Origin of the sequence: Micrococcus sp. H39-S4, assembly GCF_027158145.1 — a bacterium.
Taxonomy (GTDB): Bacteria; Actinomycetota; Actinomycetes; order Actinomycetales; family Micrococcaceae; genus Micrococcus; species Micrococcus luteus.
Genome location: NZ_JAPVLT010000007.1, coordinates 12,203 through 26,973, shown reverse-complemented (window position 1 = coordinate 26,973; position 14,771 = coordinate 12,203). Strand labels below are relative to the sequence as shown.

The 14,771-nt window shown below is 72.6% G+C and carries 8 protein-coding genes and 1 tRNA gene; 1 reads left to right on the top strand and 8 read right to left on the bottom strand.

What is annotated here, in order from left to right:
- The 4 genes from O3T09_RS08220 to O3T09_RS08205 form a co-directional block, all read right to left on the bottom strand.
- Complete coding sequence (locus O3T09_RS08220; protein WP_010078749.1) at positions 1–1,671, bottom strand: monovalent cation/H+ antiporter subunit D family protein; 1,671 nt, start codon at positions 1,669–1,671, stop codon at positions 1–3.
- Complete coding sequence (locus tag O3T09_RS08215) at positions 1,668–2,099, bottom strand: cation:proton antiporter subunit C (RefSeq protein WP_010078750.1); 432 nt, start codon at positions 2,097–2,099, stop codon at positions 1,668–1,670. The genes O3T09_RS08220 and O3T09_RS08215 overlap by 4 nt, the downstream gene beginning before the upstream one ends.
- The gene (locus O3T09_RS08210; protein ID WP_041102699.1) at positions 2,096–4,969 is read right to left on the bottom strand and encodes a DUF4040 family protein; all 2,874 of its coding nucleotides are present in this window, start codon (positions 4,967–4,969) and stop codon (positions 2,096–2,098) included. The genes O3T09_RS08215 and O3T09_RS08210 overlap by 4 nt, the downstream gene beginning before the upstream one ends.
- A gap of 70 nt (positions 4,970–5,039) precedes the next feature.
- Positions 5,040–5,121: transfer RNA gene (locus O3T09_RS08205), tRNA-Leu, on the bottom strand.
- Positions 5,122–5,297: 176 nt separating this feature from the next.
- On the opposite strand from O3T09_RS08205, the gene O3T09_RS08200 reads away from it, so the two are divergent.
- Positions 5,298–5,894, top strand: a complete 597-nt coding sequence (locus tag O3T09_RS08200) for an ANTAR domain-containing response regulator (protein ID WP_010078752.1) — start codon at positions 5,298–5,300, stop codon at positions 5,892–5,894.
- An 18-nt stretch (positions 5,895–5,912) separates the two neighbouring features.
- Here the strand turns inward: O3T09_RS08200 and pyk are convergent, their stop codons facing one another.
- From pyk to lgt, 4 genes are all read right to left on the bottom strand, one after another.
- Positions 5,913–7,400, bottom strand: a complete 1,488-nt coding sequence (pyk, locus tag O3T09_RS08195) for a pyruvate kinase (protein WP_122054301.1) — start codon at positions 7,398–7,400, stop codon at positions 5,913–5,915.
- 76 nt (positions 7,401–7,476) lie between these two features.
- On the bottom strand, positions 7,477–8,937 hold the full coding sequence (locus O3T09_RS08190; protein ID WP_020624213.1) for a glutamate synthase subunit beta: 1,461 nt from the start codon (positions 8,935–8,937) through the stop codon (positions 7,477–7,479).
- Complete coding sequence (gltB, locus tag O3T09_RS08185) at positions 8,930–13,582, bottom strand: glutamate synthase large subunit (protein WP_049147614.1); 4,653 nt, start codon at positions 13,580–13,582, stop codon at positions 8,930–8,932. Before gltB ends, O3T09_RS08190 begins: the two co-directional genes overlap by 8 nt.
- Before the next feature lie 203 nt (positions 13,583–13,785).
- Positions 13,786–14,769 (bottom strand): prolipoprotein diacylglyceryl transferase, encoded by a 984-nt coding sequence (lgt, locus tag O3T09_RS08180; protein WP_010078757.1) that lies wholly within the window; start codon positions 14,767–14,769, stop codon positions 13,786–13,788.
- Between the last annotated feature and the right edge of the window lie 2 nt (positions 14,770–14,771).

Below are 14,771 nucleotides of genomic sequence, written 5' to 3'. Positions count from 1 at the left end.
TCATGGGTTGAGCACCGCCTCGATGTACCTGCTGGGGTCCATCAGGCCCTGAGCCGCGAGGTCGGTGACGGTCCACAGGGCCTGACCGCCGAGCCCGAGGGCGAGGGTGGCCATAGCTAGGACGACGGCGGGGGCGGCCAGCCGGCCTGGGATGCGGGAGCGCGTGACGTCCTCGTCCGGATCCACGGTCACCGGCAGCACGCCCGTGGGCGGATCGAGGGTTTCCTGCGAGGCCCACGACTCGGTGCGCTCGTGGTCGGTGCTCGAGCCGCGGCCGGAGGGCGACGGCACGGAGCCCGCCCGGCCCACGATGGGCATGGCCGCGGTGGCCAGGCGCTCGCGGTGCCCGTGTGGGGCAGTCGGAGCGCCCCAGAACCAGGCGTCCCACACCCGCAGCAGAGCCCACAGGCTCACCAGGGAGGCGCCCAGCACCAGCGCAGCGGTGACACCGCGGCCGGCGTCCAGGCCGGCGCTGACGAGCATGAGCTTGCCCACGAACCCGGAGAAGGGCGGGATGCCGACCAGGGAGAGCAGGCCCACGAAGAAGGCGACGGCGATCAGCGGCTCGCGCCGGGCCAGGCCCTGCAGGTCCGCGAGACGGCCGGTGCCGTAGCGCACCTCGATCGCGCCGGCCGCCATCAGGAGGCAGCCCATCGCCACCATGTGATGCACGAGGTAGAACAGGCCCGCCGCGAGACCCAGGCGCGTGGAGAGCCCGAGTCCGACGAGGATGCCGCCGATGCCGCTCACCATCTGCCACGACAACACGGCGCGCACACCGTGCTCACCGACCGAGGCGAGCGCACCCACCACGAGGGTGGCGAGGGACAGGACCAGGATGAGCGGCAGCAGACGCGCATCGCCGTCGTACATGACGGAGTAGATCCGGTAGAGCCCGTACACGGCGACCTTGGTGTGCAGGGCGGCGAAGAGGGCCGTCACCGCCGGGGAGGTCGAGGAGTACGCCCAGGCCAGCCAGCCGTGCAGCGGGGCCACCGAGGCCTTGATGGACAGTGCGAACAGCACCATGCCCGCGGCGATCGCGATGCGTGGGTCCGCCGCGGCGGACCCGGCGAGCATCGCGAGGTTCACCGAGCCGGTCAGCCCGTAGACGAAGCCGACGCCGACCAGGAGGATCGTGGAGGTTAGCAGGTTGAGGGTGACGTACAGCCGCGCCCCGTCCACTCGGCGCAGGGGCTCACGGCGGTTGGCGGAGAGGACGTAGAGGCCGTAGCTGGGCACCAACATGACCTCGATGAACACGAACAGGTTGAACAGGTCCGCCGTCAGCAGGGCGCCGTTGACTCCGCCGATGAGGATCAGGAGCAGCGGGGCGAAGAACTGGGAGTTAGCGACGCGGGAGCCGTAGGCGAACGCCGCGCCCACGATCGTGAGGGCGCTCGTGAGCACGAGCATCAGGGCGGACAGCATGTCCGCTGCGAAGCCGATCCCGATGCCCCCGGGCCAGCCGCCCAGCGAGGTGGCGAGCACGGACCCGTCGAGGGCGTGGACGCCCAGGGCCAGCCCGCCGGTGGTGACGAGTCCGAGCACCGCGAACAGGACTGCCCGGTGGAGGCGGGGACGCTCCCCCGCCAGCACGAGCAGACCGGCGGACAGCAGCGGGACGGCGGCGAAGAGGGGCAGCAGCTGGCCCAGCGGGACGGCGCTCATCGACGCACCTCCGGGCCCTGGCCGGCGTAGTGCTGCGCGATCCGGCCGGCCGCGGCGTGCCGCTCCTCGCGCGGGAAGCGTGCGTCGGCGGCGGCCTGCTCCAGGGAGTCGCGGGTCTCCCCCGGCGAGGCCACCGCGTCGTCCGCGCGCCCGGTGACGGCCAGCGCGAGCAGCAGCACGGTGATCGCGAAGGCGATCACGATAGCGGTCAGGACGAAGGCCTGCGGCAGGGCATCGGCCTGCACCTCGACGTCTGAGGTCCCCGCGAAGGGCAGCCCGCGGCGGTCGGTGCCGCCCGCGGCGATGATGGCCAGGTTGGCGGCGTGGCCCAGCAGGACCATGCCGAGGATCACGCGCAGCAGCTCGCGCTTGGAGAACAGGTAGAACGCGCCGAAGGTCAGAAGTCCCACGGTAAGGGCGACGGTCATCGGGTGACCTCCTCTCGTGCAGTCGTGGTGGTCGGGGCCGAGGGATCGGAGGACGGGGCCGCCGGCGCGACGCCGGGGTCACGGCTCGAGGCGCGGAGCGGGTCCTCACCCGGCCGCTCGGGGCCGAGCAGGGAGAACGCGGCCACGATCAGGCCGATCACGGCCAGGTACACGCCCATGTCGAACGCGAGCGTGGTGGAGAGCCCGTAGTCCAGGACCTTCACTCCCGCGGCTCCGAGGAAGCCCTTGCCGGTGAGGTAACCGACGATCCCCGTCGCGGTGCCGACGGCGATGCCCGAGCCGATGAAGGCCAGGTACGGCCACCGCAACTCCGGGGCCGTGTCCGAGTCGGCGGCCAGGTAGAGCAGGGCGTAGCCGGCACCGGCGACCAGTGCGGCGATGAAGCCGCCGCCGGGCTCGTAGTGCCCGCGCAGCAGCAGGAACGCGGACAGCAGGATGATCAGCACGCCGAAGACACGGCCGAACACCCGGATGTGGACGAGGTTCTCGCGCACGTGGGCGAGTGGGGAGCGCATGTCCACGGCGGAGGGCTGTGGAGGCGTCGGCCGACGGTTGAGCAACAGGGCCGCGATGGTCAGCGCCGTCGCCCCGAGCACGGTCATCTCGCCCCACGTGTCCACGGCGCGGAAGTCCACGAGGATCACGTTCACCACGTTGGTCCCCCCAGCCTGGGCATAGCTCTGGGTCAGGTAGAAGTGGGCGATCTCCGACATGCTGGAGCGGCCGGTGAACGCGAGCACGCCCAGGGTCGCGGCGACGCCGGCGACGGAGGCGGCGAGGACCGCCTGCATCCTGCGCGGGGTCGGCTCGTCGCTGAAGCGGGCGGGCAGGCGGCGCAGCAGCAGCACCATGACGCACACCGTGAGCACCTCGACCATCAGCTGGGTCAGGGCCACGTCCACGGCGCCGAGGGTGAGGAACCACAGGGTCATGCCGAACCCTACGACGCCGACCACCACCATGGCGGCGATGCGCGTCTTGGCGCGGATGGTGGCGATCACGCCGGCACCCACCAGGACGACCAGCACCCAGTCGTGCCAGCGCGAGGGCTGGCCGACGACGGCGGGCAAATCCTCGATCGTGGCGACACCGGCCACGGCGAGGAGCCCCAGGACCAGGGCGGGGATGAGGAGGTGGGGGCGGGGAGCCAGGGTGCCGGAGGCGCGCGAGACGACCGCGCCGACGCCGATCAGCCGGTGCCGAACCTCGTCCACCGCATCCAGGGCGGAGAACGGCAGGGCGGCGTGGGAGGCCACGCGCTCCACCGGGCGGCGCAAGGCCACCAGCAGCAGACCGAGCACGATGATGGCGGCGGAGACGAGCAGGGCCGTGTTCACGCCGTGCCACAGCGCCAGGTGCGCGTGCACCTCCGCGCCGGAGGCGGCCTCGGCCGCGTAGGAGACGGGGGTGTCCAGCACACCGGGCAGCAGGCCCAGGGCCACGCCCGCGGCCGCGGCCAGCACGGGCACGCCCCAGAAGGTGGCAGGAGCCTCGTGGACCTCGTCCTCCCGGCCGGTCGGCCACGAATGGGCGGCCCCGTCCGGGCTTGGACCCCAGAGGCCCAGGGCGCCGAGCACGAGACGGCCGGAGTAGGCCACGGTGAAAACGGAGGTCAGGGCGATGCCGGCGGTGACGAGGACGGGGAGCCATGCGGGACCGGGGGTCCCGAGAGCGGCCTCGACCAGGCCCTCCTTGGAGATGAAGCCGAACAGCGGCGGGATGCCCGCCATCGACAGGGCGGCGACGGCGATCGCCGTGCCGGTGACCGGCATGCGCACGTGGCGGGCCGCGAGCTCTCGCAGGTCGCGGGTGCCGGCCTCGTGGTCGACCACGCCGATCAGCATGAACAGCGCCGACTTGAACAGCGCGTGCGCCACGGTGTGCACGATCGCCGCGGTAAGCGCGACGGGGGTGCCGATGCCGATGGCGGTCACCAGCAGGCCCAACTGGCTCATCGTGGAGTAGGCCAGCAGACCCTTGAGGTCGTGGCGACGGATCGCGGAGACGGCGCCCAGCAGGGCCGTGATGAGGCCCGAGCCGATCAACAGCGCGGACCACACCGGGTTCCCGGCCAGGACCGGGCTGAACACCAGCAGCAGGAAGATGCCGGCCTTGACCATCGCCGCGGCGTGCAGGTAGGCGGAGACCGGGGAGATGGCCACCATGGAGTCCGGCAGCCACGCCTGGAACGGGAACTGGGCGGACTTGGTGAACGCGGCCACCGCCAGCAGGACGGCGACCGTGGTGGTGAAGCCCGCCTCGGACCACACGTCCGAGGCCAACACCCCGGACAGCGAGGCAGTGCCGGTCCGCACGGCCATGAGGGCGACGGCGGCCAGCAGCGCGAGGCCGCCGCCCACGGTCACGAGCAGGGTCCGGATCGCGGGGTCGCGGGCATGGTCCCCCGAGCGCCCGATGAGGAAGAAGGAGGTGAAGGAGGTGAACTCCCACGCAACGAAGAGGACCACGATGTTGTCGGCGAGCACCAGCAGCAGCATCGACGCCGCGAACGCGGTCATCAGCAGGTAGAAGGAGCCGGGTCGGCTCTCCGTGCGGTCCCGACTGAGGTACCGGCTGGAGTAGGCGAGGATCGCGGCGCCGATGACGAGGACGATCATGGCGAACACCAGGGCCAGGCCGTTCAGCCGGAGGTCGAGGTCCACCCCGACCGCGGGGATCCACGGATGGTGCTCCGTCCGGACGTCGCCCGTCCACGCCGCGATCAGCACGCCGGCCGCGGCGAGCAGGGGTGCGGCCAGGACCCAGCCCGCATCCCTGCCCAGCACGCGGGAGGCCGGAACGGCCGCCACCACCGAGAGGAGGGTCAGCAGGAGACTGGTCAGGAGCACAGGACACCACTCAGCTCGGGTCGATCGGTCACGGACACGGCGCACACGACGGGTGGCCGCGCGCCGACGGTGCCCGAAGTGGGACTCGAACCCACACGCCTCTCGGCACCGCATTTTGAGTGCGGCGTGTCTACCGATTCCACCATTCGGGCAGTGCCGCCCGGAGGCGGGACTGGATCACCCTATCAGCGCCCCGACCCGGCGTCCCCGGCCTTCCGGCGGGCGGTCCCCGCCGCCGCGCCCGCGCCGCGCCCATGGCGCACGGTAGCCTGGTGGACCACCAGCGGCGCCACACCGACGCCGTCCCGGCCCGCACGAAGGAGCTGCCGTGTCCACGCTGACGCCTCCCGAGGAGACCGGCCTGCGGGCCGTCGTCGCCGAGGACGAGACCCTGATCCGCCTCGACCTGGTGGAGGTGCTCACCGGGGCGGGATACCGGGTGGTCGCCGAGGCCGGCGACGGCCGCGCCGCCGTCGAGGCCGTGCGCGAGCACCGCCCGGACATCGTGGTGATGGACGTGAAGATGCCCGTGATGGACGGCATCGCGGCCGCGGGCGAGATCGCCGGGGAACGGCTCGCCCCCGTGGTCATGCTGACCGCCTTCAGTCAGCGCGAGCTGGTGGAGCGCGCCCGGACCGCCGGGGCCATGGCCTACGTGGTCAAGCCCTTCACCGAGGCCGACCTGGTCCCCGCGATCGAACTGGCCGTGGCCCGCTTCGACGAGCTGCGCAGCCTCGAGGCCGAGGTGCGGGACCTGGGCGACCGCCTGGAGACCCGCAAGATCGTGGACCGGGCCAAGGCGCTGCTCCAGGAGCGGATGCGCCTGACCGAGGCCGAGTCCTTCCGCTGGATCCAGAAGACCTCCATGGACCGGCGCCTGACCATGCGGGAGGTCGCGCAGGCCGTCATCGACCAGGTCGGCTGAGCGGCGCCCGCGCGCTCGTCAGAGCGGGGAGCGGGCCGGCCAGAAGCCGACGGGCTCGCGCGTCTGCGGCGACGCCGCGGACGAGCCGCCCGCGGCGTCGCCGCCCACGCGGTGCACGCGCAGCGTGTTCGTGGAGCCCACGGCCCCGGGAGGGGACCCGGCGGCGATGACCACGAGGTCGCCGTGCTGGGCGATGCCCTCCGATGTGAGCGACTGCTCCACCTGGAGGGTCATCTTGTCGGTGGAGTCCTGGAACGGGACCATCTTCGGATAGACGCCCCACGTCAGGCACAGGATGTTGTGCGTGTGCTCGTGGTGGGTGAACGCGTAGATCGGCTGACGCGGCCGCAGGCGGCTGAGCCGACGGGCCGAGTCGCCGGACTCGGTGAACGTGGCGAGGAACGGGATCTCGAGCTGGTTCGCGACCTCGACGGCGGCCCGGGTGATCGCGCCGCCGCGCGTGCGCGGACGCGAGCCGAGCGGGTGGATGAGCTCGAGGCCGTGGGTCTCGGTGGACTCGATGATCCGGGCCATCGTCTGGACCGTCTCGACCGGATACGCGCCCACTGAGGTCTCGCCCGAGAGCATGACGGCGTCCGCGCCGTCGAGCACGGCGTTGGCGCAGTCCGAGGCCTCGGCGCGCGTCGGGCGCGGGCTGTCGATCATCGACTCGAGCACCTGCGTGGCCACGATGACCGGCTTCGCCCAGCGGCGGGCGAGGTCCACTGCGCGCTTCTGCACCACGGGCACGTCCTCGAGCGGCAGCTCCACGCCGAGGTCGCCGCGGGCCACCATGATGGCGTCGAACGCGTCCACGATGGCCTCGAGGTTCTCCACCGCCTGGGGCTTCTCGATCTTGGCGATGACCGGGACCCGGCGCTCCTCCTCGTCCATGATCTCGTGCACCCGGTCCACGTCCGCGGCGTCCCGCACGAAGGACAGCGCCACCATGTCCACGCCGGTGCGCAGCGCCCAGCGCAGGTCCCGCTCGTCCTTCTCGGACAGGGCCGGCACGTTCACCGCCACGCCGGGCAGGTTGATCCCCTTGTTGTCCGAGACCATGCCCGGCACCTCGACCTCGGCCAGCACGTCCGTGTCCGTGACCTCGACGGCGCGCAGGCGCACCTTGCCGTCGTCCACCAGGAGCACGTCACCGGGGGCGACGTCCCCGGGCAGCCCCTTGTGGGTGGTGCCGACCAGCTCGCGGGTCCCGGGCACGTCCCGGGTGGTGATGGTGATCCGATCGCCCCTCTCGAGCAGATGCGGGCCGTCGGTGAAGCGGCCGAGGCGGATCTTGGGGCCCTGGAGGTCCGCGAAGATCGCGACCGGGCGCCGCTCCTCCACGCTCAGCCGACGCACCCGCTCGTAGGACGTCTCATGCACCGCGTGGTCGCCGTGGCTCATGTTGAGGCGGACGACGTCCGCCCCCGCGCGGATGATGGCGCGGGTGGTCTCGTCGGAGTCGGTGGCGGGCCCAAAGGTGGCGATGATCTTCGCGTGTCGCATGCGACCCACGATAGGGGGCGGGCCCGCCCTCGGTGGAGGGCGGGCCCGCGTGGCGTCGGAAGATGAGACGGAGGACTCAGCCGAGGACGAGGCCGCGGTCGTCCGGGTCCACGGGGTGCGGCAGTCGGGACCAGCGCTCGAGCGACTCGTCGACCTCCTGCGCGCACGCACGCCCCTCGGCGATGGCCCAGACCACCAGGGAGGCGCCGCGCCCGGCGTCGCCGCACGCGAACACGCCCGGCTCGTCGGTCTCGTACCCGTCCTTCCGGGCCACGAGCCCGCGTGTCACGTGCACGCCGAGCTGCTGCGTGAGCAGCCCCTCCTCGATGCCGGTGAAGCCCAGCGCCAGCAGCACCAGGTCTGCCTGGACCTCGCGCTCGGTGCCCGCCTTGGGCCCGCGCGTGCCGTCCTCGCGGTACTCGGTCTCCGCCACGCGCAGGGCGCGCACGCGGCCGTGCTCGTCGCCGAGGAACTCGACCGTGGAGGCAAGGTGCGCGCGGGCGCCGCCCTCGGCGTCGGCCGTGGTCTGCTGGTGGACCTTGGGGATCGTGGGCCACGGCTGGTGGACGGGGCGCTCGACCGGCAGCTGCTGGCCGATCGCCAGCGTCGTCACGGACGCCGCCCCCTGGCGGTGCGCGGTGCCGATGCAGTCCGCGCCCGTGTCGCCGCCGCCGAGGATCACCACGTGGCGCCCCTCGGCGGAGATCTGGTCCGGGACCTCGTCGCCGGCGACCGCGCGGTTGGACTGCACGAGGTAGTCCATGGCGAGGTGGATCCCGTCGAGGCCGCGGCCGGGGACGGGCAGCTCGCGGGCCACGGGGGCGCCGGTCGCCACGATCACGGCGTCGAAGCGGGCCTTGAGCTGGTCCCAGGGCAGGTCGACGCCGATCTCCACGCCGGTGCGGAACCGGGTGCCCTCGGCCTCCATCTGCGCCAGGCGCCGGTCCAGGACGTCCTTCTCCAGCTTGAAGTCCGGGATGCCCAGCCGCAGCAGGCCGCCGAGGCGCTCGTCGCGCTCGTAGACCACCACGGTGAAGCCGGCGCGGGTGAGCTGCTGCGCCGCGGCCAGTCCCGCCGGGCCCGAGCCGACGACGGCCACGGTGTGGCCGTTCAGGCGGGCCGGCACGACCGGCTCGAGCCAGTCGTTGTCGAAGATCTGCTCCGCGATCGCCACCTCGGTCTGCTTGATGGTGACCGCGGGCTGGTTGATGCCCAGGGTGCAGGAGTCCTCGCACGGGGCGGGGCAGATCCGCCCGGTGACCTCGGGGAAGTTGTTGGTCGAGTGCAGTCGCGCGGCGGCCTCGTCCCAGCGTCTCCGCCGGACCAGGTCGTTCCACTCCGGGATGAGGTTGCCCAGCGGGCACCCGGAGTGGCAGAACGGGATGCCGCAGTCCATGCACCGGCCGGCCTGGGTGCGCACGATCGCCTCGTCCTGGCGGACGTACACGTCCTTGAAGTCCATGATGCGCACCGGCACCGGACGCGTGGGGCGCTCGACGCGCTCCCGGTTCTTCAGGAATCCGCGCGGATCAGCCACGGGTCACCTCCAGCAGTCGGTCCCAGACGGCCTCCCCGTCCGGGTCGAGTCCCTCGGCCGTCGCGGCCTGACGGGTGCGCAGCACGAGGTCGTACTGCCGGGGCAGGACGGTCGTGAAGCGGTCCCACGCGGCGTCGGCGGCGTCCCCGCCGGCCCGCAGGTCGGCGAGCAGCGCGGCGGCGACGGCGGAGCCCGTCTCCGCGCGGTGCAGCTCCAGCAGCTCGGCGATCCGCAGCCGGTCCTGCGCGGACGGCGCCTCGAGGATCAGGGCGTCCTCGCGGACGGCGAGTGGGTTCAGGTCCTCCCGGTCCAGGTCCAGCACCCAGGCCCGCCCGCCGGACATGCCGGCGGCGAGGTTGCGGCCGGTCTCGCCGAGGATCAGCGCCTCACCGCCGGTCATGTACTCCAGGCCGTGGTCGCCGATGCCCTCGGCCACCGCGGTGGCGCCGGAGTTGCGCACGAGGAACCGCTCCCCCACGCGGCCGCGCAGGAACAGCTGGCCCGAGGTGGCGCCGTAGCCGATCACGTTGCCGGCCACGGTGTTCTCCTCGGCCACGAACGGGGCCTCGGCGTCGGGGCGGACGATCACGCGTCCCCCCGACAGGCCCTTGCCGACGTAGTCGTTGGCGTCGCCCGAGAGCCGCAGGGTGACGCCGGCGGGCAGGAAGGCGCCGAGGGACTGGCCGGCCTCGCCCGTCAGGCGCACGGTGATCGTGTCGTCGTCCAGCTCGTCGGCGAGCCGCGTGCTCGTGACGTGGTAGCCCAGCAGCGTGCCCACGGACCGGTCCGTGTTCACGACGGCCTCGTCCATCACGACGGGCGTGCCCGTCGTGAGCGTGTCCCCCAGCCGGGCGATGAACCGGTGGTCGATGTGGGAGGCGAGGTCGTGGTCCTGCTCGGTGGTGCGGCGCATGGGCGCGTCCTCGTGGCCCGGACGCCGGCCGACGGAGGGGTCCGCGAGGATGCCCGAGAGGTCCAGGCCCTCGGACTTCCAGTGGTGCAGGGCCGCGTCCACGTCGAGCAGCTCGCGGTGGCCGATCGCCTCGTCGAGCGTGCGGAAGCCCAGCTGCGAGAGCAGCTCGCGGACCTCCTGCGCGATGAACTCGAAGAAGTTGACGACGAACTCGGGCTTGCCCGTGAAGCGCGCGCGCAGCTCGGGGTTCTGGGTGGCCACGCCCACGGGGCACGTGTCCAGGTGGCACACGCGCATCATGATGCAGCCGGAGACCACGAGCGGGGCGGTCGCGAAGCCGAACTCCTCGGCCCCGAGCAGTGCGGCGATCACGACGTCCCGGCCGGTCTTGAGCTGCCCGTCCACCTGGACGGTGACGCGCTCGCGCAGGCCGTTGAGCATGAGCGTCTGCTGCGCCTCGGCCAGGCCGATCTCCCACGGGGTGCCCGCGTGCTTGAGGGAGTTCAGCGGGGAGGCGCCCGTTCCGCCGTCGTGGCCGGAGATGAGCACGACGTCGGCGCGCGCCTTGGCGACGCCCGCGGCCACCGTGCCCACGCCGGACTCGGAGACGAGCTTGACGTGGACCCGCGCGGTCGGGTTGGCCCGCTTGAGGTCGTGGATCAGCTGCGCCAGGTCCTCGATCGAGTAGATGTCGTGGTGCGGCGGCGGCGACACCAGGGAGACGCCCGGGGTCGAGTGCCGCGTGCGGGCGACCCACGGGTACACCTTGGTCCCCATCAGCTGGCCGCCCTCGCCGGGTTTGGCGCCCTGGGCCATCTTGATCTGCAGGTCGGTCGCGGTGGCCAGGTACAGGCTGGTGACGCCGAACCGGCCCGAGGCGATCTGCTTGATCTTCGAGCGGCGCTCCGGGTCCAGCAGGCGCTCGGGGTCCTCGCCGCCCTCGCCCGAGTTCGAGCGGGCGCCGAGGCGGTTCATGGCGATCGCGAGGGTCTCGTGCGCCTCCTGCGAGATGGAGCCGTAGGACATCGCGCCGGTGGAGAAGCGGCGCACGATCGACTCGACGGGCTCCACCTCGGAGACGGGCACCGGCGGCCGCTCGCCCGTGCGCAGGCGCATGAGCCCGCGCAGGGTCATGAGCTCCTCCGCCTGGTCGTCCACGCGACGCGTGTAGTCCTTGAAGACGTCGTAGCGCCGCTCCCGCGTGGAGTGCTGGAGGCGGAACACGGTCTCGGGGTTGAACAGGTGCGGCGCGCCCTCGCGCCGCCACTGGTACTCGCCGCCCACCTCGAGCTCGCGGTACGGGTTGATGTCGTTGCCGTCCGGCGGATACGCGAACTCGTGGCGCGCCTGGATCTCGGCGGCGACGACGTCGATGCCCACGCCGTCGAGCGGGCTCGTGGTGCCCACGAAGTAGCGGTCCACGAAGCGCCGGGACAGGCCGAGCGCCTCGAACGTCTGGGCGCCGGTGTAGGAGGCGACCGTGGAGATGCCCATTTTGGACATGATCTTCTGGACGCCCTTGCCGAGCGCCTTGATCAGGTTCGCCACGGCCTGCTCGGCGGTGACGCCCGAGACCTCTCCCGTGCGCACGAGCTCCTCGGCGGACTCCATGGCCAGGTACGGGTTGACCGCGGAGGCCCCGTAGCCGAGCAGGACGGCCACATGGTGGACCTCGCGCACGTCGCCCGCCTCGACGATCAGCGAGCTCTTGGTGCGGTTGGCCGAGGCCAGCAGGTGGTGGTGCACGGCGGAGGTCAGCAGCAGGGACGGGATCGGCGCCCACTGGGCGGTGGCGCCGCGGTCGGACAGCACCACGTACTCCACGCCGCGGTTGACGGCGGCCGAGACCTGCTCGCAGATCGCCTTCAGCTGGGCGCGGAGCTCCTCGACGCCTCCGGCCACCCGGTACACGCCGTTCACCTTGAGGGTCAGGCGGGTGCCGTCGGCGTCGCGCAGGTGCTGGATGCGGGCCAGCTGGTCGTTGTCGATCACGGGGAACGGGACGTCGACCTGGCGGGTGCGCACCTGCTCGAGGGAGAGCACGTTGCCCTGCGGGCCGATCGCGGTGCGCATCGAGGTCACCTGCTCCTCGCGGATCGCGTCGAGCGGCGGGTTCGTCACCTGGGCGAAGGACTGCACGAAGTAGTCGAAGAGCAGCCGGGGCCGCTTGGCGAGGACGGCGATGGGCGTGTCCGTGCCCATCGCACCGAGCGGCTCGGCGCCCGTCTGGGCCATCGGCCCGACGAGGATGCGCAGCTCCTCCGAGGTGTACCCGAAGATGCGCTGACGCTGCAGGATCGACTCGGAGGTGTGGCGGACGTGCTCGCGCTCGGGGAGCGACTCCAGGTCCAGGAGGTTCTGGCGCACCCAGTCCTCCCACGGCTGGGCGGAGGCGACCTCGGCCTTGATCTCGTCGTCGCCGATGATCCGGCCCTGCTCGGTGTCCACGAGGAACATGCGCCCCGGGGCCACGCGCCCCTTGCGCACCACCGCCGAGGGCTCGATCGGCACGACGCCGACCTCGGAGGCCAGGACGACGAGGCCGTCGTCGGTGACCCACCAGCGGGCGGGGCGCAGGCCGTTGCGGTCCAGCACGGCGCCCACCTGGGTGCCGTCGGAGAAGGCGACGGCGGCCGGTCCGTCCCAGGGCTCCATGAGCATGGAGTGGTACTGGTAGAAGGCGCGGCGGGCCGGGTCCATGGTCGCGTGGTTCTCCCACGCCTCCGGGATCATCATCATGATCGCCTGGGTGAGCGGGCGCCCGGAGAGCATGAGCAGCTCCGCGACCTCGTCGAAGGAGGCCGAGTCCGAGCCGATGGGGCTGATCAGCGGGAACAGGTCCTCGGGGACCTCGCCGAGCATCGGGTGCTTGAGCTGGCCCTGACGGGCGCGCATCCAGTTGCGGTTGCCCTTGACCGTGTTGATCTCGCCGTTGTGCGCGATGGTGCGGAACGGCTGGGCCAGCGGCCACGAGGGGAAGGTGTTGGTGGAGAACCGCGAGTGGACCACGCCCAGCCGGGTGGTGAACCGCTCGTCGGAGAGGTCCGGGTAGAACGGCTCCAGCTGGGCCGTCGTCAGCATGCCCTTGTAGACGATCGTCTGGGACGAGAGCGAGGGGAAATAGACGCCGGCGCGGGACTGGGCGCGGCGGCGCACCCGCCACGCCCGCACGTCCAGCGACTGCCCCGGCTCGGTGCCGTCCTGACCGTCCGCCAGGGACAGGAACAGCTGCTCGAACGCGGGCATGGCCGCCCGGGAGCCGACGCCCAGGGCCGAGGGGTCGGTGGGCACCTCGCGCCACGCCAGGACCTGCAGCCCCTCCTCCTCGGCCAGCCGCTCGACGGCCTCCTTCGCCTCGGCGCGCTCGCCGTCGACGGGCGGCAGGAAGGCGGTGCCGGCGACGTACTCGCCCACGGGGGGCAGCTCGGCGTCGACGACGGCACGGAACAGCTCGTCGGGGATCTGGGTCAGCAGGCCGGCGCCGTCGCCGGTGCCCTCGTCGGCGCCCACCGCCCCGCGGTGCTCGAGCGCGCGCAGGGCGGTCAGCGCGTGCTGGACGATGTCGTGGCCCGGGGTGCCCCGCAGGGTGGCGATGACGGCGAGGCCGCAGTTCTCGGTCTCCCGGGACGGGTCGTAGAGGCCCTGGGCGGCGGGGACGTCCGCATAGCGGACGAAGGGATCCACCGGTCCCCCCGCGCGGGGGGCCGAGGCGGGCGAGGATGCCACGGGCATGGTGCCGTCCTTTCCGGAGAGCAGGGGCTCGGACGGGGACGGCGCTGGCCCCGACGCTCGGGGCCGACGGCCCCGAGGTGGAAGAGACGCTACCGGGCGCGACGTCCCACTGTGCGGAACCGGACGTTCTGTGACACGCCGAATGTCCACCATGTGGGACACCGGGGCCCCGGGCGCCCCTCGCGGGCGCGCCGGGGAGCGGGTCAGCGCCGGACGGCGTCGTCCTCCGCCGCGCCCACGGCGTGGGACCCGGAGCGGCCCGCGGCGACGGCGGCGCCGTCGTCGCCCTCGGGGGCGTGTCCGGCGCGCCACACGCTCTGGTGGGCGTGGGGGCCGGCGGCCGCGCCGCGATGGCGCAGCAGGATCCCGACGATGAACGCGAGGGCGATGACGAACACCAGCAGGGACGTCCACACGTTGAGCCGCTGGGTGACGCCGAAGAGCGTGACCATCTCGGCGTCGTCGATGCGCAGCATCTCGATCCACGTGCGGCCCGCGGTGTACCAGGCGACGTAGGACCACAGCATGAGGCCGTGGCGCAGGTGCAGCGCGCGGTCCACGAGGAGCAGCAGCGCGACCCCGGCCAGGTTCCACAGGCACTCGTAGAGGAACGTGGGGTGGAACAGCGTGTCCGGGGCGTAGCCGGCCGGGAAGTTCGGGCTGGCCGGGTCGACCTCGAGCCCCCAGGGCAGGGTCGTCGGGCCGCCGAAGAGCTCCTGGTTGAACCAGTTGCCCCACCGGCCGATGGCCTGGGCCAGCAGGATGCCCGGCGCGACGACGTCGCCGAAGGCCGTCAGCCGCAGCCCGTAGCGGCGGCACGCGATCCACGCGCCCACGGCGCCGAGGGCGATCGCGCCCCAGATGCCCAGTCCACCGTTCCACACGTACAGGATCTGGATCGGGTCGCCCGTGCCGTCGAAGCCGGGCCCGAAGTACCGGTCCGGTGAGGAGAACACGTGGTAGAGCCGACCGCCCACGAAGCCGAACGGGATGGCCCACAGGGCGATGTCGAGCACACGGTCCTCGGGGCCGCCGCGGGCGCGCCACCGACGCTCGGCGAGCCACAGCGCCAGGACGATGCCCAGGATGATGCACAGCGCGTACGCGTGGATCTTCACCGGGCCCAGCTGGAACCCGTCCCACCCGGGGGCGGGGAAGGCGGCGAGCGGGGCCAGGGCGGCGGTCACCC

What these genes read in the sequence shown, in the direction of transcription:
- O3T09_RS08220 (WP_010078749.1), bottom strand. Translation starts at nt 1,671, where the DNA reads ATGAGCGCCGTCCCGCTGGGCCAGCTGCTGCCCCTCTTCGCCGCCGTC.
- O3T09_RS08215 (WP_010078750.1), bottom strand. Translation starts at nt 2,099, where the DNA reads ATGACCGTCGCCCTTACCGTGGGACTTCTGACCTTCGGCGCGTTCTAC.
- pyk (WP_122054301.1), bottom strand. Translation starts at nt 7,400, where the DNA reads ATGCGACACGCGAAGATCATCGCCACCTTTGGGCCCGCCACCGACTCC.
- gltB (WP_049147614.1), bottom strand. Translation starts at nt 13,582, where the DNA reads ATGCCCGTGGCATCCTCGCCCGCCTCGGCCCCCCGCGCGGGGGGACCG.